This is a genomic window from Streptomyces sp. NBC_00557 (genome assembly GCF_036345995.1).
In the GTDB taxonomy this organism is placed as follows: Bacteria; Actinomycetota; Actinomycetes; order Streptomycetales; family Streptomycetaceae; genus Streptomyces.
This window is the reverse complement of record NZ_CP107796.1, coordinates 4110528-4129977: the sequence shown is the minus strand read 5'-3', so window position 1 is coordinate 4129977 and position 19450 is coordinate 4110528. Positions and strand designations below refer to the sequence as shown.

Annotated in this window: 15 protein-coding genes; 4 read left to right on the top strand and 11 right to left on the bottom strand. The window is 67.3% G+C overall.

Annotated features, from left to right (window positions below; all coding sequences use genetic code 11):
• Positions 1 to 39 precede the first annotated feature (39 nt).
• From OG956_RS17655 to dnaB, 7 genes are all read right to left on the bottom strand, one after another.
• Positions 40 to 1425 (bottom strand): serine hydrolase domain-containing protein, encoded by a 1386-nt coding sequence (locus OG956_RS17655; protein ID WP_330338932.1) that lies wholly within the window; start codon positions 1423 to 1425, stop codon positions 40 to 42.
• Between the two features lie 512 nt (positions 1426 to 1937).
• Positions 1938 to 3866, bottom strand: a complete 1929-nt coding sequence (locus OG956_RS17650; RefSeq protein ID WP_330338931.1) for an ATP-dependent nuclease — start codon at positions 3864 to 3866, stop codon at positions 1938 to 1940.
• Positions 3867 to 4139: 273 nt separating this feature from the next.
• Positions 4140 to 6839, bottom strand: a complete 2700-nt coding sequence (locus tag OG956_RS17645; protein WP_330342875.1) for a TniQ family protein — start codon at positions 6837 to 6839, stop codon at positions 4140 to 4142.
• Positions 6836 to 7984, bottom strand: a complete 1149-nt coding sequence (locus tag OG956_RS17640) for an AAA family ATPase (protein WP_330338930.1) — start codon at positions 7982 to 7984, stop codon at positions 6836 to 6838. Before OG956_RS17640 ends, OG956_RS17645 begins: the two co-directional genes overlap by 4 nt.
• Positions 7974 to 10055: a helix-turn-helix domain-containing protein gene (locus tag OG956_RS17635; RefSeq protein WP_330338929.1), complete on the bottom strand. Its 2082-nt coding sequence runs from the start codon at positions 10053 to 10055 to the stop codon at positions 7974 to 7976. The genes OG956_RS17640 and OG956_RS17635 overlap by 11 nt, the downstream gene beginning before the upstream one ends.
• Before the next feature lie 65 nt (positions 10056 to 10120).
• Entirely contained in the window at positions 10121 to 10792 is a 672-nt protein-coding gene (locus OG956_RS17630) for a TnsA-like heteromeric transposase endonuclease subunit (RefSeq protein WP_330338928.1), read from the bottom strand.
• Positions 10793 to 11074: 282 nt separating this feature from the next.
• Positions 11075 to 12553, bottom strand: a complete 1479-nt coding sequence (gene dnaB, locus OG956_RS17625) for a replicative DNA helicase (protein ID WP_330338927.1) — start codon at positions 12551 to 12553, stop codon at positions 11075 to 11077.
• A 494-nt stretch (positions 12554 to 13047) separates the two neighbouring features.
• Here dnaB and OG956_RS17620 point away from each other — a divergent pair, with 494 nt between their 5' ends.
• Positions 13048 to 14385, top strand: coding sequence for an MATE family efflux transporter (locus OG956_RS17620; RefSeq protein ID WP_330338926.1), 1338 nt, complete (start codon positions 13048 to 13050; stop codon positions 14383 to 14385).
• Positions 14386 to 14654: 269 nt separating this feature from the next.
• Here the strand turns inward: OG956_RS17620 and rplI are convergent, their stop codons facing one another.
• From rplI to rpsF, 4 genes are all read right to left on the bottom strand, one after another.
• Positions 14655 to 15101 carry a 50S ribosomal protein L9 gene (gene rplI / locus OG956_RS17615; RefSeq protein ID WP_330338925.1) on the bottom strand — a complete coding sequence of 149 codons (447 nt, stop codon included), beginning with the start codon at positions 15099 to 15101 and terminating at the stop codon, positions 14655 to 14657.
• An 18-nt stretch (positions 15102 to 15119) separates the two neighbouring features.
• Positions 15120 to 15356 carry a 30S ribosomal protein S18 gene (gene rpsR, locus OG956_RS17610; RefSeq protein WP_003949403.1) on the bottom strand — a complete coding sequence of 79 codons (237 nt, stop codon included), beginning with the start codon at positions 15354 to 15356 and terminating at the stop codon, positions 15120 to 15122.
• Between the two features lie 72 nt (positions 15357 to 15428).
• Positions 15429 to 16007 carry a single-stranded DNA-binding protein gene (locus tag OG956_RS17605; RefSeq protein WP_030640108.1) on the bottom strand — a complete coding sequence of 193 codons (579 nt, stop codon included), beginning with the start codon at positions 16005 to 16007 and terminating at the stop codon, positions 15429 to 15431.
• A gap of 77 nt (positions 16008 to 16084) precedes the next feature.
• A complete protein-coding gene (rpsF, locus tag OG956_RS17600; protein ID WP_330338924.1) occupies positions 16085 to 16375 on the bottom strand; it encodes a 30S ribosomal protein S6 in 291 nt (96 codons plus the stop codon).
• Between the two features lie 273 nt (positions 16376 to 16648).
• On the opposite strand from rpsF, the gene OG956_RS17595 reads away from it, so the two are divergent.
• The 3 genes from OG956_RS17595 (at position 16649) to OG956_RS17585 (ending at position 19380) form a co-directional block, all read left to right on the top strand.
• Positions 16649 to 16966, top strand: a complete 318-nt coding sequence (locus OG956_RS17595; protein WP_330338923.1) for a hypothetical protein — start codon at positions 16649 to 16651, stop codon at positions 16964 to 16966.
• A gap of 179 nt (positions 16967 to 17145) precedes the next feature.
• The gene (femX, locus tag OG956_RS17590; protein ID WP_330338922.1) at positions 17146 to 18267 is read left to right on the top strand and encodes a peptidoglycan bridge formation glycyltransferase FemX; all 1122 of its coding nucleotides are present in this window, start codon (positions 17146 to 17148) and stop codon (positions 18265 to 18267) included.
• A gap of 81 nt (positions 18268 to 18348) precedes the next feature.
• Entirely contained in the window at positions 18349 to 19380 is a 1032-nt protein-coding gene (locus OG956_RS17585) for an alanine racemase (RefSeq protein WP_330338921.1), read from the top strand.
• Positions 19381 to 19450: the final 70 nt, after the last annotated feature.

Genomic DNA, 19450 nt, shown 5'->3' with positions numbered 1-19450 from the left:
GGGTGTGTTTCACGTGAAACCCCCCTGCGCCAGGAATGCCTAGCCGATTCCCCGCCAGCCCTGCGGGTCCACTCCACCGGGCACGGCTGCCTCAGGGTCGTACGGCTGCCGCGTGAACACAAACGAGCCGAGGTCGAGATGGCTCAGGGACCCGTCCTGGCGCCGTACCGGCCGCAGCAGCTCTCCGGCGTAGTACCCCTCCAGTCCCGTCCAGGTGCCGTCACCATGGGAACGGAAGCGGGAGCGCCGACCGCTGCCGGTCAGCGGGGCGAGGGCGAGAAGGCCGTCGGCGGTCACCCGAAGACCGAAGGCGCTGGTTCCCCAGTACCACTGCCCCGTCAGCTCCAGAACCGTTGGATCGATCTCGCGCAGGGGCCGCCAGGGCTCCGGGATCCGTGGTTCCGCCTCGGCCACGATCCGTACCAGGTCGGCGCCCACCGCGCCCAGCAGAGGTCCGCTGGTGCAGTTGGCGAGCACCACCGCGGCCACGTCGTCCTCCACGCTGAGGGTGAGGTTCGCCAGGAAGCCCGGCAGCGAGCCGGAGTGCCCCACCAGGAGCCGGCCGTCGCGCCGCTGGATCTGCAGGCCGAGGCCGTACGTGGACCCGTCCAGTACGTCCGCCGCCTCCGCGGGAGCGGCCGGCGTGCGCATCTCACGTACCGACTCCGCGCTCAGCACCCGGTCGTCACCCGCGGCCAGAAACGCGGCGAACAGCGCCAGATCCCCCGTGGTCGACCACAGCTGGCCGGCCGGCGCCATCCTGCCCAGGTCCTCCAGCGGTTCCGGCAGCATCGCGTCCGCCCACGGATGCACGGCCCAGCCACCGGCATGCGGGGCCTGCGGCTGCGTGCTCGTACGGTGCAGGCCGAGCGGCTCGAGGATCTCGTTGCGCAGCACCTCTTCCCAGGGAGCGCCCCGCACCTGCTCCACCAGAGCGCCGAGCACGGTGTATCCGGGGTTGGAGTAGTGGTGCCGTCGGCCGACAGGGTGCAGAAGGGGCTGCTCGCCGAGCACATCGCCCAGCTCCGGGCGCAGGGTGCCCGGGGTCCGCTCCCACCAGGGTGCCGGGGACTCCGCAGCCAGCCCGGCGGTGTGGGCGAGGAGTTGGGCGATGGTCGCCTCACCCGCGCCAGTGCCGGGCAGATGCTTCTCCAGCGGGTCCCCCAGGTCCAGCAGGCCCTCGTCGCGCAGCCGCATCACCAGGACGGCAGTGAAGGTCTTGGTGATGGACCCGATCCGGTACTGCACGTTCTCGTCCGGTCCGTGACCGTCCACCGAGGTCCGGGCCCCGTGCCAGACGGCTCTGCCGCCCCGCACCACGGAGGCGACCAGCGAGGGCGCCCGGCCCTCGGCCTGGGCGACGGCGATCCGGTGCAGCAGGGCGCGGCGCGTCCCGGGGAGCAGGTCTTCCTGAGATGACGTCATGAGCCCAGTCCATCTGGTGCCACGGCGGACGTCGAGCCCATTTCCCCGGCCGGAAGGTGTTGTTCCGGCCGGGGTGTAGGTTCCGACGGCCGGTGTCATCTGCCGCGTCGCTGACCTGCCAACTCTCTCGATGTCTCAGGCCGTGTCCAGCCGCTCATTCTCACAACCATGTCCAAATCCTCAGAAGCGACAGGAAAAGAGGTTCGTGGCTCCTCCTCTGAGGCATGCCTCGTTGCCCACTACGCCATGTACTACGACCGAGTTCGATGTTGCTCATTGGCAAGCAGAGTCATATGCCCACTAGGCCGAGCGCGACCAGTCGTTCGGACCGGTGGGCAGTGCACTGAGGGGCCGCGCGCATAAAGTCGGCGGCGGTGGGGCAAGTGCCCCACCGCCGCCGAAGCCAGCCCCTTTGTACTCACTCCTAGGGCTTCCGTGTCTCACCCGTGCGCATCAGAACTGTCCTATTTGCTGAGGAGAGACAGCCGGGAGCGTGTCATTCCCTGGTCCCCTCAGCGCTTGGGGAGGAGAGCGTTCATTCGGGTGAAGAGCCGGTTGGCGCGGGCGATCGTGGCGGCGTCGATCTTCGAGATGAGTTCGTTCTGCTCACGGAGGAGGACAGCGGCTGGCCTGTAGTGGTTGAACCGCGTATCGATCTTCCGCTTCTTGAAGACCGACTCAATCTGCCGGACGACGCGGGGGTCCTTGGCGTTGAGATCCGCAGCGGTGATGGGCGTGGCCAACTCGGCGGCATAGGCGCGGTTCACGAGTTCGACGTAGAAGTCACGGTCGAACAGGTCCTCGACATCCGCGTCACCGGCGTCGGTGAACTCGCTGATCTCGACGAGCCCGTTCTTGGAGAGCTGGTCGTTGTCGCGGAGTCGCTGGACGGCACCGACGTCCTTGGTGCTGGAGTCGATGAGGACGGCAACGTTCAGCTTGTTCGCGCCGAGGAGGGTCACGAAGGTGGACAGCTTGCCGGAGCCGCCAATGGGGGTCTTCACCCAGCGCGGGTCGAGCCCGGTGGAGCCGTTCGCCTCGGCAAGATCCGTGAGAACGTCCAGATAGATCAGATCGCTGGGGCCTTCGAGGAGCAGGATGTGCTCTCCCACGAACAGCGTCTGAGTCATCTCGATGCCCATCGCGGTCAGCAGGGGGAAGGCGGTGTCCTCGTCGGCCTTGAAGATCTCAGAGGAGACCTTGGCGCCGCCTCGCTCCATGTCGATCACGGTTCGGACGCGGTTGAGGTGGTCGGGATCGACCATGAAGGGCGAGTGCGTCGTGTAGAGGACCTGGTGCTTCGGCGCGAGGCGGTCGTCGACCAGACGAAGGAAGTCCTCCTGGGCGCGTCCGTGGAGAGAAAGGCCGGGTTCGTCGAGCAGAAGGATCAGGTCGGTGGTTCCGGCTGCCTCCAGCTCGTTGAAGTAGGCGAGGAAGGAGAAGAACCAGACGAATCCGCGGGACCGCTCATCGAAGGGCACGGATGCGCGGTGGCGGCGGTTGAAGACCCGGACCTGCAGGATCGGGCCCTGGTCGAAGGGGGCCAGGGCGCCCGGTTCCGGCGCGAGGGTCTTCAGTTGGACTTCCAGCTCCGTGTTCTGCGACCAGTACTCGAAGACCTCGTCGGAGATGACGTTGCCCGAGTTCTCCAACTCGCGGATGAGCCGTTCGTGCTGGTCGGAGTCGTTGAACTCCTCGGGAGATACGCCGGCCATGTCGAGAAGGCTTAGCAGTGCCCGCTCCCCTCGCGTGACATCGCCGGCATCGCTGCGTCGGATCAAGTCTGGGAGCGAGACCTTGCCGGGCATGGAGTCGTAGTCGTCGAAGTAGACGAACGTCGGCATCCACTTACTCGCGTAGGCGTCGATCAGGTGCAGCACCACGCTGCTGTCGCGCCATTCGCGGATGCGCTCGGCCAGAGCGCTGGCGTCCGAGGAGCTCTCGTCCAGTTCGTCCAGGGCGTCGAGCAGATCCTTGACCGTCTTCGCGCCGCTGAGCGCCTTGGCCGCCGCTGCGGGCAGGTCGAGAGCCGAGCGCAGGTGGTCGACGATGGCCGCTTCGTTGTAGGGGAGCGTGAACCGCTTGATGGGGTCGCGGTAGCCGATGGTGACCTGGAACTCCGGGCTGCGCAAGGCCTTCGGTCCCAGTTCGTCCACGATCTGCTTCATCTCCGCCTCATTGAAGCGGAAGGTTGCGCGGACCACGGGAATCTGCTTCCCGTCGGGGAGCCGCTTGCGCTCCCGGGTCTTGCGGGCCGGGAAGTCGATCACCTCGTCGAACTTCACGTCCTCGACCGGCTTGAGCCGGTAGAGGGCCTGCAGCAGCGTGGTCTTGCCTGACTCGTTCTTGCCGACCAGACAGGTGACGTCGTCTTCGATGTCGAAGGTCTCGGAGTCCTCGATGGACCGGTAGTCGGTGACGCGGGCCTTTATCAGGTGCACGTTCTGGGGTCCTTCCTCGTGTTTCGCGAGGAGGCCCGGTGTGCCGTGATCGGCGAGGCAATGATCACAAACTCCGGCACTGAGTGCCTTCGGCGTTGTGTTCGAGGTAGGTTCCAAATGCCAGTAAGGAAGAGACCCCGGTGCCCGTCGACCTCGACGCCACCGGGGTCCTCTTTGAGCTAGATCTGAGGGTACCGTCCCCCACTGACAGTCCTTCACTATTTGTCTTCCCGCGGGCTGTAACCCCAAGCTGAGGAGAGAATTGCCCCCTGATCAGCTTCCGTCTGTTCTCCGAAGCGGGGTGTTGCTGGCAGCCTGGTCTGGAAAGGCTTTGTTGATCACTCTCTTCGCTCGCCTTCCCAGTGCTGTGAGCCGCATGGGACGTCCGCGGACCGCTCGTTCCAGTAGCGGCCCGCCAAGATCTCGCTCCAGTCGGTTGATCTGCCCGACGAGAGTGAACCGCTTGACGTTCAGAGCGTCTGCTGCGGCGCCGAGGGTGGGGTAGGAGGCCGCGGCGGCAAAGTTGCGGAGGTGTTCACGACCGCCCCGGCGTTCGAGTGCCAGCCGAAGTAAGGGTGGTGCGGTAGCGCCGTCGGCGAGGGCTCGGAGGGCTGGGTTGTGGCCGGCTCCGCCGCGGCGGGTCGGGATCTGGTGGTGTCTCGCCCAGCGAGCCATCGATGTGGGACTCATGCCGGTCTCGCGGGCGAGGTCCGCGAGAGGTCGACGGTGAACCGTGTACTGCTCGTGGAGCCATTCCCTGGTGATGGGCTTCGCCCGGCTTGTTCTGCCCGTAGGACGCAGGGCGATGTCGTACTCACAGGTGAGAGCGGTGACCACACTGATGCTGATACCTGTTGCCTGGGAGATGCGGCGGATGGACAGCCGTTCATCGATGTAGAGACGCCGCAGTTCAGACTCCGGTAGCTGTGCCCGGGCCACTGCACTGATGTGACCTGTCGCCCAGGCCTTACCGGGGGTGATGGGTCGCGGTGGCGGCGGATGCTCGGCGAGGAGATGCTTGACCGCATCGTTGCTTGTGCCGAGGAGGTTGGCCGCTTGCGTGACGGTCATGCGAGGCCGGCCGATGAGCTCGTGCAGGGTCGCGACGCTGACAGCGTCGGGGTTGGTTCCTGGGAGCTCGAGTCCTTTCAGGAGCGTGGTGTCTGGCTGCCAGGTGAGTGGCTCGTCGTGGATGCGGTGACGGTCGAGGAAGGATTTGGCTGTGTGGTCGAGCTCGGTTGCCAGGTCCGAGGTCAGATGAGTGGTGAACTCGCTGATCCACTTGCGGGTCTCGGCTTCCGTCACGATCGTCTCAGCTGGCATGAGCTCGGCCGGGAGTCCGCTGATGCGTTCGAAGAGGTGGCTGCGGGCAGCGTGGATTCGCCGCTCACGACCGCGGAATTGCGCTGTGCGTCGGCAGATGTCATCCCACTCTTGAGGGGGCAGGAGGCCGCTGTAGTCAAGGTGGCGTCGGCGTTCGTAGTCGATGGGTGCCGGTTGTGCGTCGAGTTGCTCGGCCAGCAGGGTCATGACGTTCTGCATGACCGTCCACCACGGGGTGCGTCGCAGATACTGCATGACTCTGGAGGCAGCGAGCCCGCTGGTTGCGCTTCCCAGGCGGCTCGAGATCTCTTCCATGTCCAGACGACTGCCGGTGAGGCCGAGCATGCAGGACAGGGCGGGCCTCAGGATGCGCTGATAGTGGCCTGCTGGAGGTGCAATCAGTAGCGACAGCGCTGGCCAGAACACCGCAGGGATCGAGTGAAGTCGACGGTGGGAGTCATGGACGCTGTCCGGGTAGCGGGGCCGGTTTGACGCCGTTCGGTAGCGGAGCTGGTCAGTGCACCTGAGATCGGGGCCGATCGACGCAAGCTGGACGGCCAGCAGTCGCGGGCTTGTGTACTTGCCCCAGGCGGCCATCGTGGTCGGGGTTGCCGGTGTGGTGCTCCTCGGATGGTGTCCGGTGAGCCGGCGAAGCTCGGTGCCCGCCAGCTGGACGTGCTGGCCTCCCAAGATGTGCAGGGCCGCGATGACGCCGGCTGCGGTGCCGGCGGCCGTGGGAGGGGCCATGAACCCGGGCCGGACGGTGGGATTGGTCAGAGAGCGAGGCCCTGACCGCGGTGTTCCGGCTGTGTTGTGGGCATCGAGTACGTCGGATGGGACCAGGGTCGCGAGGAGGTCGCTTCTGGAGGCGGCCAGGATTCGGGAGGCGATCGCTCGGAGGTCGGCCAAGGCATTCAACGAAGGGACCTCGGAACGTTCATAGATGCCGAAGTCTGCGGTCCCCGAGGTGATCGTTTCGCTCACGATCCGTTGTGCAGCCAGGGCCGGGTGTTCGTGCGGAAGCGTCAGCGTGGGCATTTGCGCAAGATCAGCTCGGCAGCGGGGCGACTCCGGGCCGGTGGACCGGTTGGTCGCGGGGTTCGCGCAGTGCCCTGGCTGTGGAATGCCGGCGACGGGGTAGGGGTAGCTTCTCTGCAGGCAGCCGCAGTGCGGACAGGTGTCTGCCAGAAGCCTGTGGTGTTGGAGGCAGGCGAAGGACCAACCGAGCCGCCATTCCAGCTGCCATCGTCCGCCGGAAGCTGCCAGGCAGTCGGGGCAGTAGCGGGAGCCGCTGCCTCGGCCCCAGAGGACCCAGCGTTTGACCTGTCGGGTGCGGTGATCAAGTAGCAGAGCTCGCTGGTCGTAGTGGGCCAGGGTTGCTGCGATGACCTGCTCGGGATCGATGCCGCAGGTATACGCAATGTCGTTGACCTCCGCGGGTCGGAGGAGCTGGACCCAGTCGCGCGGAATGTCGGCTTCTGATTCCGTCTTTCGTCTTGCTCTGGCATGACGGGCCAGCCCCAGCTGGGGCAACAGTTCGCCCATGGGTGTGTGGAGCCTGTGGGCCATCGCCTCGAACCACGAGTCGAGTGCCTCTCCTGGAAGAGGCACGACCCTGATGGAGAATGTGCGCAAAGCGGGACGGCTCATGATGCTGTGCAACGCTGGAGTTTCGGGAGGCTGGTCAGTTTGTTCTTCTCAAAGGCCAGTTGAAGCTCTTGGCGGGCCTCCTCGGAGGCTGCGTCGTTCTTCACCCGGTCCAGCAGTTCCCTGTCCAGGTGTTCCGTACCGGTGCGTACGGCTCTCTGGCAGCCGCGATTGATCAACGTCATGAGTGAACCGATGTGTCCGGTGCTGCGGGCGAAGAGGTAGTCGGACAGGTCGTCCGCGATCATGCCGGGGTGTTTGTTCGCGAGGAGTACGCGTTCCTCGATCGCGAGGAGGGTGTCGCGCCATCCGCAGCGTCCCTGCTCGGTCCTGATGTCGAATGGGTCCATGTCCAGCCGGGTCGTGCGGCGTCCGGTCTGGGCGAGGACCCCGTCCTCATAGGTTGCTCCCTCGCTGAACAGGCCCCGTTTCTCCAGCCCGACTCCGACCAACAAGAGGGTCACCGGGAACTCGTTAGCGATGTATTTGAAGTGGTTGCTGACCTCGATCCCGCTCTTGTTCCTCCACTTCAGAAAGTGCAGATCGTCCACGATCAGCAGCTTCGTTTCCGCGGACAGCACGGAGTCGAGAGCGCGATAGCCGAAGTCAGCCGTGGTGCCGCGGAAGCGGCCGGGGTGCGCGAAGTACTCCAGAATGGCCCGGTTGAAGTCGCGCATCCCGGTGTTACTGGTCAGGCCAACCCGGCAGACGGGCCAGCGTTCATGTCCGTCGTCGGTGTATTTGCCTTCCTCCTTGATGATGCGGCGGTGGAGCTTGCGCGCGAAGGCAAGCACGGCCGTGGTCTTGCCTAGCCCGGGAAAGGCGTCGAGGGCGATCCCGCCCTTGACCTTGTCGCTGTCCTGGTCGTTGCTGTCGAAGATGTCCCAGAGGTCTTCGTGCAGGGCTTTCATCTGCGGAGTTCCGAGCGGGCCGAGGTTCGCGTGCCATTTGCGGCGAGCGCGGTTGTACTCGGCCAGGGCTTCCTCACCCAGCTTCTTCAGCTGCCGGTGGGGCAAGAGATCCGGACGGGTCCGGCGCGGGGCGTCCGCGAGGCGGGCGAAGCCTTCCTTGCGGGACAGCGTGAGGTGATCCAGCCGGGAGCGCAGATCGGCTTCCTCGGCCCGGGCGCGGGTCGGCTTACTCGTCATCGTCGATGTCCTTCAAGGCCGTGGCGTAGAAGTCAAGTTCCTCTTCCACCTCCTCCAGACCGTCGGCATCGTCATCGCCCGCCTCCGCCTCCTGGACGGCCTCGATCGCCGGAGGCGCCGGTTGCTCGGGAAGGGACAGCACGCGGGCGACCGACGGCAGCGAAGTGACGTCGCCGGCCTGCTGCACGGGAAGATCAATGACGACCTGTTCGCGGGAGAGCCTCAGCGCCATCCGCCGTTCGACCAGAGAAGTGCCAAGGCCGAGGTTCCACCGCTTCAGCAGCAGGGCGATGGCGAGCCGGTCGTCGGGATAGGTGTACTCCTTCGCCGCCAGACGCCGGGCGAACTGCAGCGCTTCATCGCTCAGCGGCATGTCGAGGCTGGGCGCGTGTTCCCACTGAAGCGTGTGCCAGACGCGCTTGTGGTCTCGGAAATGGATCCGGGTGACATCGTCGGGGTCCGCGAAGAACTCCAGCCGCCGCTTGTCCAGGTCGATGTTGGAGCTGGCCATGTCCCGCAGCCCGTCGAGGCAGCTGCCGTTGTAGCGGCGGCCGTTGATCTCGACGCCGTAGTGCTGGACCGTGCGCATCGTGACGTCGAGGAACTCCAAGGCCAGATTCGGGTCGCGGGGCACCTCGATGTAGCCCGCCCGCGCGAGCCCGTGCTCGAACATCACCGCCGGGGACAACTCCACCTTCGGCAGGTGCGGATCGACGAGACCCTCGTGTGGCCTGCGGTGATATGTCACCGCGGTCCACTCCCGGATGATCGCCTCCAACTCGTGGTGGAAGAAGAAGGCGTCCTTCTCCGGGTTCAGCCCGCGCGAGTGAATGTCCGGCCCCTTGTAGCCGGGCAACCGCTGAAGCAGGTCTTCCCGCAGGGTTCGGAAATACCGTTCCACCGGCCCCTTGTCCCGGCCCGTGCGCAGCCTTGCCGGCTGCACTGAGATCCCCATCCGGCGGCAGACGCTGGTCAGATGCGCCGACAGGTAGATCTTGCCGTGGTCGACGATCAACGTCTCGGGCGCCACTTTCGGGCCCCAGACCCCGGTGGCGGGCCCGTGGATGGCCTCGGCCTCTACCAGCACCCCGCGCGGAATGCCGTGTTCGGGCCAGGCCGCATCCCTCGGCCAGCTCTCCGGAACCGGCTGAGGACGGTAGGCCTGATAAAGGACTGCCGCCGCGTCGATCGCCTTCGTCGACACCGGAGTCACCCGCAGGCCGATGATGCAGCGGGTGTACCAGTCCATCGCGATCGTCAATTCCGCCTGCATCCACCGCAGCGTCACCGGGTCCAGCGCGAACACGTCCAGCCGCGTGGTGTCCATCAACACGTACTCGCCCGGCCTCGTGGGCCGCAGCTTCCCGTAGACCCCCTTCGGGCGATCGGCGATGTCACGGTTGCGCTGCATGCTCAGCCGGAATGTCGGATGACGCCGCTCCAGCTCCTGCATCCACCGGTAGGCCGTCGTCCGTGGCGGCACCGGCACCTTGACCAGCTTGAACTTGGCCTTGACGCGGGCCTCGACTTCCTCCAGCACCACCTTCACCGAGGGCCGTGACTCCTCCTTGTACTCCTTCAGCACTTCCTCCGCAGCCTCGACCCAGCGTGGATCGGCGTTGCCCAGCCCGCTGTCCGCCCGCGCAGTCTTCAGCACCAGCCCGGCCTCGCCCAGCTCCCGGAAGGCCCGCGCCCACCGGCGCACTGTCCGCTCGGTCACCCCTAGTTCCGCCGCTTTGGCCTCATACCGAGCTCGCAGGGGCAGGTCAGGGACGTACTGCGGGCGCGGCTCATCCGGCCGTGGGAGGTCCTCGCTGCCGGAGCGGTAGCCCGTCAGCATCTCCCGGACATGCTCGGCTCGCTCCAGGACGTCCTTCTTCTCGTCCTTGGTCAGCCGGTTCAGCACCACCGCCGCGAGGTCCTCGTCATCGGTGGAAGACGGGCCCGCACTGTCGTGGATCAGCTCGGCGCGGTCCGAGGTCAGTAGCTCACGCAGCGACATGCGAGCCAGCCTGTCGCGCCCGTCCTTAAGGACGACCTGCATGCCCGTGGCCAGGCTGGCGAACTCCACGACCTCGACCGTCTCGCCGTCCAGCCGGAAGTGCGTCCCGACCCCGAGCCTGGTCCCGGCCCCGTTCATGCGGCCGTCCGCAGCATGTGCGCCGAGCTCAGCGGCCGGTCCAGCGCGGTCGTCACATGCCCAGACCACAGCAGGTGCAGTACTGCCGACTTCACCAGCGGCCGAGGACACTGCGGGAGCAGCCGGAAAGCATCGCCCAGCGACATCCCATCCAGATCCGCAGCCCGCAGCGCGGACACCAGATCCGGGTCGAACAGCCAGGCGCGGCGGTAGCCGGCGAGGAAACGGACGTTCTCCAGCACGAACGGATCCGGTTCACTCCACACCTCGTACTGCCACCCGCGCGAAGTGACCGCCTCCCGCGTCCAGGCGAACGTGAACGCGATCTCCGGCTTCTCAAGCCGGTAGCGCGGCTTGACGTCCACGACCACCGGCCCGTCATCCTTCACCAGCAGATAGTCCGGGATGTGCTTGCGAACCTTGCCGTCCACGTCGGCCTTGAGCATGAACGGCTGGGCGATGATGTGCCGCACCTCCGGGGCAAAGTCGGCGAACAGCAGCCGCCCCAGCTCCAGCCGCGACTCGTAGATCACGTGGTCGCCCACTGTCGCCGACCAGTACGTGCCCGAATAGTGCTGCTGCCCCTTGTACCAGCGGAACATCCGCCACGGCCGGGCCTCCCGCAGCAGCCCGAGTGGCACCGACGGCCACTCCAGGTCCTCCACCACGGACTCGTCACCACACCGGACACTCAGCCATACCGGCGCGGCCGCCGCTGTACCCATCGGACCACCAACCCCGCGTTTCCCGAGGCGGCCCCTCTGGCCGCGTAACGCCGGGGTCCTGCCCCGGCCACGCGCACAGACGCTGACCGGAGCGGTCCTGTACACAAAGAGGGGAACTACTCGCTCCCGGGGCATGAATCCCATCCCCCCTGTCCTTTTGGCCACGCGGTGGACATCGCCGGTGGGAAAAGGACACGGGATCTGGGATCCCACACGGGGCCGGGATCAGGTCTGGGCCATGTCCACGAACCGGGAGTAGTGGCCCTGGAAGGCGACCGTGATGGTGGCCGTGGGGCCGTTGCGGTGCTTGGCCACGATCAGGTCGGCCTCGCCCGCGCGCGGGGACTCCTTCTCGTAGGCGTCCTCGCGGTGCAGCAGGATGACCATGTCGGCGTCCTGCTCGATGGAGCCCGACTCACGCAGGTCCGAGACCATGGGCTTCTTGTCGGTGCGCTGCTCGGGGCCACGGTTGAGCTGGGAGAGCGCGATGACCGGGATCTCCAGCTCCTTGGCGAGGAGCTTGAGGTTACGGGACATGTCCGAGACCTCCTGCTGGCGGCTCTCGGCGCGCTTGGAGCCGCCGGACTGCATCAGCTGGAGGTAGTCGATGACGACCAGCTTCAGGTCGTTGCGCTGCTTCAGTCGCCGGCACTTGGCGCGGATCTCCATCATCGACAGGTTGGGAGAGTCGTCGATGTACAGGGGGGCGGCCGAGACGTCCGGCATGCGGCGGGCGAGCCGTGTCCAGTCCTCGTCGGTCATCGTGCCGGACCGCATGTGGTGCAGGGCGACCCGGGCCTCGGCGGACAGCAGACGCATGGCGATCTCGTTGCGGCCCATCTCGAGGGAGAAGATGACGCTCGGCAGGTTGTGCTTGATCGAGGCGGCCCGCGCGAAATCCAGTGCGAGCGTCGACTTGCCCATGGCGGGCCGGGCGGCGATGACGATCATCTGACCGGGGTGCAGGCCGTTGGTCAGCGAGTCGAAGTCGGTGAAGCCGGTCGGCACACCGGTCATCTCGCCGCTGCGCGAGCCGATCGCCTCGATCTCGTCGAGGGCGCCCTCCATGATGTCGCCGAGCGGCAGATAGTCCTCGCTGGTGCGCTGCTCGGTGACGGCGTAGATCTCGGCCTGGGCGCGGTTGACGATCTCGTCCACGTCGCCGTCGGCCGCGTATCCCATCTGTGTGATGCGCGTACCGGCTTCGACCAGGCGGCGCAGGACCGCCCGCTCGTGGACGATCTCCGCGTAGTACTCGGCGTTGGCCGCCGTCGGCACGGTCTGGACGAGGCTGTGCAGATACGCGGCACCGCCGACCTTGTTGATCTCACCGCGCTTGGTGAGCTCGGCGGCGATGGTGATCGGGTCGGCCGGCTCGCCCTTGGCGTAGACGTCCAGGATCGCCTGGAAGATCGTCTCGTGCGCGGGCTTGTAGAAGTCGTGGCCCTTGAGGATCTCGACGACGTCGGCGATGGCGTCCTTGGACAGCAGCATGCCGCCCAGCACCGACTGCTCGGCGTCCAGGTCCTGCGGCGGCACCCGCTCGAAGGAGGAGCCACCGCCGTCCCAGGAGCCGTTCTCCCGGCCCCGGTCGTGCTGTTCGTCACGACCCCGGCCGCCGTCACCGCGTCGACGGGAGGCCGGCAGGCGATCACTGGGTCCGGCGTCGGCCCACGGATCGTCCAAGGGCTCGGAAATGCTCACCGAGCCACCTCCTCCCGTCCGCGCGGCGGACCTCGCCGTGTCCTCTTTTGTACGGCACGACACTGACAACTGAGAGGCCCAACTCCGGTTCCGACGCGTCGGTTTTGTGTGGATTCCAGGGCCGAGGAAAGGGTGCCTTCGAAGGACGCTCTCCGGGCCTCGGGAAGGAGCGGGCGCCGGACAACGGTAGGCCCGTCGGCACCGTCAGCCAATCTGGTTATCCACAGGCCATGTGGACGACGGCCCGGATGCTGTGGAGAACTCGCCGAAACCTGTGCACGACCCGGTGGACAGCCCTGTGAACAAGACCTCGCTCCCACCCATAACCCGCCCTTGACCTGCAGCTTTACCGTCCACCGGCTGTGCAGAAGAAAAACTTCCCCCGTCGGGCCGAGATTGCTTCGAACGGTGCCCGAATCGACACGCCGCGATCGAAAAAGTAAGGGGTGATAGCCAGTTGCATCGCTTACCTGTGGACGATTAGATTAGTGCTCATGACACAGGCTCCCGCGATGCCCGAGGCCACCCGCCGGCGCCACGATCGAGAGATCGTGGCGTTGGCCGTCCCTGCCTTCGGCGCGCTCGTCGCGGAGCCCCTCTTCGTCATGGCGGACAGTGCCATCGTCGGACATCTCGGGACCGCCCAGCTCGCCGGTCTCGGTGTCGCCTCGGCCCTGCTCACCACCGCGGTGAGCGTCTTCGTCTTCCTGGCTTACGCCACCACCGCGGCCGTGGCCCGGCGCGTCGGCGCCGGAGATCTGCAGGCCGCCATCCGCCAGGGCATGGATGGCATCTGGCTGGCGCTGCTCCTCGGCATCGCCGTCATCGCCGTCGTCCTCCCCCTGGCGCCGGGCATCGTGGACCTCTTCGGCGCCTCGGCGACCGCCGCTCCCTATGCCACGACCTATCTGCGCATCTCCTCGCTGGGCATCCCGGCGATGCTGATCGTCCTCGCCGCCACCGGAGTCCTCCGCGGGCTGCAGAACACCAGGACCCCGCTCTATGTCGCCGTCGCGGGCTTCCTCGCCAACGGCGCGCTCAACGCCGGGCTCGTGTACGGCGCGGGACTCGGCATCGCCGGTTCGGCCTGGGGAACCGTCGTCGCCCAGTGCGGCATGGCCGCCGTCTATCTCTCCGTGGTCGTGCGCGGGGCACGTCGGCACGGGGCTTCCCTCCGCCCCGACGTGCCCGGCATCAGGGCCTCGGCTCAGGCAGGCGTTCCGCTCCTGGTCCGTACGTTGTCGCTGCGGGCGATCCTCGTGATTGCCACGGCGGTCGCGGCGCATCTGGGCGACGCCGACATAGCCGCCCACCAGATCACCCTGTCCCTGTGGAACCTGCTGGCCTTCGCTCTCGACGCGATTGCGATCGCAGGACAGGCCATCATCGGCCGCTACCTCGGAGCGAACGACGCCCGAGGGGCCCGTGAGGCCTGCCGTCGCATGGTCCAGTGGGGCATCGCCACCGGTGTGGTCCTCGGCCTTCTCGTAGTGTCGGCCCGTCCGCTCTTCCTGCCGTTGTTCACGAGTGACCCCGTGGTCAAGGACGCCGCCCTGCCCGCACTGCTGATGGTGGCGCTCTCGCAGCCGATCTGCGGGATCGTCTTCGTGCTGGACGGCGTCCTGATGGGCGCCGGCGACGGGCCGTACCTGGCCGGAGCCATGGTCGTCACCCTCGCCGTGTTCGCCCCGGCCGCCCTGCTGGTCCCCGCCCTCGGCGGAGGTCTCACTGCACTGTGGGCCGCGATGACCCTCATGATGACCACCCGCTTGCTGACGTTGTGGCTGCGTACGCGGTCGGGGCGCTGGATCGTGACCGGCGCGACCCGATGACCGTACCGGCGTAACGGACCCGCTGGTTTCGACCCCACGGCCCGCCCCCGTTTCGGCCTGATGGCACCTGCCCCGGCCTCGGGGCGTAGCGCCCGACCCGGCTTCGCCGTGTAGCACCGGCCCCGGTTTCACGTGAAACATCCCACGCCTCGCGCGCAGTGTCTCCGAGGCACGGACACGCGCGCAGTGTCTCCGGCCCACGGACATGCAAAAGGGGGCCGCCCCGCAAGGGACGGCCCCCTTCTCAGCCGTTCAAGCCGAGCGCAGCGTCAGGCCGCGACGACCTCGATGTTGACCTTGGCGGCAACCTCGGGGTGCAGACGCACGGACGTCTCGTGGGCGCCCAGGGTCTTGATCGGCGCGCCGAGCTCGATGCGGCGCTTGTCGACCTCGGGGCCACCGGAAGCCTTGATCGCGGACGCGATGTCGGCCGGGGTGACGGAACCGAAGAGACGGCCGGACTCGCCGGAGCGGACGGCCAGGCGAACCTTGACGCCCTCGAGCTGGGCCTTCACCTGGTTGGCCTGCTCGATGGTCTGGATCTCGTGGATCTTGCGGGCGCGGCGGATCTGCTCGACGTCCTTCTCGCCACCCTTGGTCCAGCGGATAGCGAACTTCCGCGGGATCAGGTAGTTGCGAGCGTAACCGTCCTTGACGTCGACGACGTCGCCCGCGGCACCGAGGCCGGTGACCTCGTGGGTGAGGATGATCTTCATGAGTCGGTCACCCTTCCCTTAGCGCGCGGTGGACGTGTAGGGCAGCAGCGCCATCTCACGGCTGTTCTTCACGGCCGTGGCGACGTCACGCTGGTGCTGCGTGCAGTTGCCGGTCACGCGGCGGGCACGGATCTTGCCGCGGTCGGAAATGAACTTCCGCAGCATGTTCGTGTCCTTGTAGTCCACGTACGTGACCTTGTCCTTGCAGAATGCGCAGACCTTCTTCTTCGGCTTGCGCACAGGCGGCTTCGCCATGGTGTTTCTCCTGTGTGATCAAGAAGTGTGGGTACGGCCCGTCCTTGGCCCGAGGACCTGTGGTCCGAGGACCTAGAAGGGGGGCTCGTCCGAGTAGCCGCCACCGCCGCCGGAGCCTCCGCCCCAGCCGCCGCCACCCTGCTGGCCGCCGGCGGGAGCGCCGGTCGCCCAGGGGTCGTCGGCCGGAGCGCCGCCGCCCTGCTGGCCGCCACCGGGGCCTCCGCCCCAGCCGCCGCCACCCTGGCCGCCACCGCCGCCGTAACCGCCCTGGCCACCGCGGGCGCCACCGGCGGTCTTGGTGACCTTGGCCGTGGCGTTGCGCAGGCTGGGGCCGACTTCCTCGACGTCCAGCTCGTAGACCGTGCGCTTGACGCCCTCACGGTCCTCGTAGGACCGCTGCTTCAGCCGGCCCTGCACGATGACGCGCATGCCTCGCTGGAGCGACTCGGCGACGTTCTCCGCCGCCTGACGCCAGACCGAGCAGGTCAGGAACAGGCTCTCGCCGTCCTTCCACTCGTTCGTCTGGCGGTCGAAGGTGCGGGGGGTGGACGCGACACGGAACTTCGCGACCGCCGCACCGGACGGGGTGAAGCGCAGCTCGGGGTCGTCGACAAGATTGCCGATGACCGTGATGACGGTCTCGCCTGCCATGGGGGAACCTCTCGGCGGGTTTGCTGCTCTGGCTGCTTGCTGGCTACTCGAATCCCGAGATCAGCTGAGCGAAGGGCTCAGTGGGTCTCGGGGCGGAGGACCTTGGTCCGGAGGACCGACTCGTTCAGGTTCATCTGGCGGTCGAGCTCCTTGACGACCGCAGGCTCGGCCTGCAGGTCGATGACCGAGTAGATGCCCTCGGGCTTCTTCTTGATCTCGTAGGCGAGACGACGACGGCCCCAGGTGTCGACCTTCTCAACCTTGCCGCCGCCGTTACGGACGACGGACAGGAAGTTCTCGATCAGCGGGGAGACAGCGCGCTCCTCGAGATCGGGGTCGAGGATGACCATCACCTCGTAGTGACGCATGTGGAACCCACCTCCTTTGGACTCAGCGGCCACGGTCGTTCCGTGGCAGGAGGGTTGTGATGCGTACGCAACGGTATCGGCCGCCACTGACAATCGGGGGCCTGTGAGGGGATCCCGCAGTGTTACCTGGGCAGGCGTGGGCAGACACCGGTGCAGACGGTACAGACTACCCGCACACCCGCTTCCGGTTGAAATCCGGCCCTGAACACCGTCACCCTGTACACGTCGGGTGTGTAGGGCGCTACTATGCGCCGCCTTCCGCAGGAGGTGCCCATGGCACAGGCATTGCATCCCAACGTCGCCGGTTCCCTCTTCGCCACGGACGGCAAGCGCCGCCCGCTTCAGGACACCCTGATGGTGGTGACGTTCGTCCTCGGGTTCCTGTCCTTCATCACATCCTTCTTCCACGGCCTCCACCTGCTGTCCTCGTGGACCGGGCTGGTGGGACTCGGCACCGGCATCTACGGGCAGTGGATCTCCGTGACCACCCGGGAGCGCTTCGTTCTGATCCTGGGTCTCGGCGCCGCGGGGGTCGGTTTCCTGATCAGCATGGCGCACGGGGGGCTGTTCGGCGGCCTCGTCAGCGGCTGACGGCCGGACGACGTCCGCCCGACGTCCTTTTTCACCGCACGGGCCCGCCCCGGCCACGTATCCGGCCGGGGTGGAGGCCCGTACGCCCAGTCGGGGCGCTCGCGGGGCGCAGTAGGCTTCGGCGCGAGAGCCGGAGCCCCTGACCCATGGGGACACACCAGCCCGAGGAGCGCCCCGACATGAGCCTGACCCTGAGGACCATCAGCCGCGAGCAACATCTGGCCTACATCCAGAGCCTGCCGTCGGCGAGCCACATGCAGGTTCCGGCCTGGGCCGATGTGAAGGCGGAGTGGCGCTCGGAGAACCTCGGCTGGTTCGACGACCGCACCGGCGAGCTGGTCGGCGCCGGCCTGGTCCTCTACCGCCAGCTGCCCAAGATCAAGCGCTATCTCGCCTATCTGCCGGAAGGCCCGGTCATCAACTGGTTCGCGCCGAACCTGGACGACTGGATCCAGCCGATGCTGGCGCACCTGAAGCAGCAGGGCGCCTTCTCGGTGAAGATGGGGCCGCCCGTGATCATCCGGCGCTGGAACGCCGACACGATCAAGAGGGGTATCCAGGACCAGGACGTCAAGCGCCTGCGCGACCTGGAGGCCGACTTCATCGAGCCGCGCGCCTTCGAGGTGGCGGACAAGCTGCGCCGTATGGGCTGGCAGCAGGGCGAGGACGGCGGCGCCGGCTTCGGTGACGTACAGCCGCGCTACGTCTTCCAGGTGCCGCTGGCCAACCGCTCCCTGGAAGAGGTCCACAAGAACTTCAACCAGCTGTGGCGGCGTAACATCAAGAAGGCCGAGAAGGCCGGCGTCGAGGTCGTCCAGGGCGGCTACCAGGACCTGCCCGAGTGGCAGCGGCTGTACGAGATCACCGCGGTGCGCGACCACTTCCGGCCCCGCCCGCTGTCGTACTTCCAGCGCATGTGGACGGCCCTCAACACCGAGGACCCCAACCGGATGCGCCTGTACTTCGCCCGCCACAACGGCGTGAACCTGTCCGCGGCGACGATGCTGATCGTCGGCGGGCACGTCTGGTACTCCTACGGCGCCTCGGACAACATCGGCCGTGAGGTGCGGCCCTCGAACGCGATGCAGTGGCGGATGCTGCGCGACGCCTATGCGCTCGGCGCCACCGTCTACGACCTGCGCGGCATCTCCGACTCCCTGGACGAGACGGACCACCTGTTCGGTCTGATCCAGTTCAAGGTCGGCACCGGCGGTCAGGCGGCCGAGTACCTGGGCGAGTGGGACTTCCCGCTGAACAAGCTGCTCCACAAGGCACTCGACATCTACATGTCGCGCCGCTGACCCGCGGCCGTTTGGTTCCATAGGGTCACAGCTTCCACACCTCTGATACACCGCAGCCACGAGAAAGGTTCCGGTCCGGCCATGGCGCTCACGCTCTACGTCGACACCGCGCGCTGGCGGGCGCACCACAAGCACGTGCAGGAGCAGTTCCCGGGTCTCGTCCCGGTCTGCAAGGGCAACGGCTACGGCTTCGGGCACGAGCGGCTGGCGGAGGAGGCCACGCGACTGGGCGCGGACCTGCTCGCCGTCGGCACCACCTACGAGGCCGCGCGCATCAAGGACTTCTTCGGCGGTGACCTGCTGGTGCTGACGCCGTACCGGCGCGGCGAGGAGCCCGTGCCGCTGCCCGACCGGGTGGTGCGCTCGGTGTCGTCGGTCGACGGCGTGTACGGCCTCGTCGGCGCGCGTGTCGTCATCGAGGTGATGTCCTCGATGAAGCGCCACGGCATCAGCGAGCAGGACCTGCCCCAGCTGCACCAGGCCATAGAGAACGTCCGGCTGGAGGGCTTCGCCATCCACCTGCCGCTGGACCGCACCGACGGGTCCGACGCCGTCGAGGAGGTCATCGGCTGGATGGACCGGCTGCGCGCGGCCCGGCTGCCGCTGCACACGATGTTCGTCAGCCACCTCAAGGCCGACGAACTCGCCCGGCTCCAGCAGCAGTTCCCGCAGACCCGGTTCCGCGCCCGCATCGGCACGCGGCTGTGGCTGGGGGACCACGAGGCCACCGAGTACCGCGGCGCCGTCCTGGACGTCACACGCGTGGCCAAGGGCGACCGGTTCGGCTACCGGCAGCAGAAGGCGGCCTCCGACGGCTACCTGGTGGTCGTCGCGGGCGGTACGTCGCACGGGGTGGGCCTGGAGGCCCCGAAGGCCCTGCACGGCGTCATGCCGCGCGCCAAGGGCGTCGCACGGGCCGGCCTCGCCACGGTCAACCGGAACCTTTCTCCGTTCGTCTGGGGTGGCAAGCAGCGCTGGTTCGCCGAGCCCCCGCACATGCAGGTCTCGATCCTGTTCGTCCCCGCGGACGCTCCGGAACCGAAGGTCGGCGACGAGCTGGTGGCCCATCTGCGGCACACCACCACGCAGTTCGACCGGCTCGTGGACCGCTGAGCCCCGCCCCCGCTCAACCGGGAAGCCCTGCGCAATCAGCGAAAAGGCCGCTGTACACGACAGCGAGAAG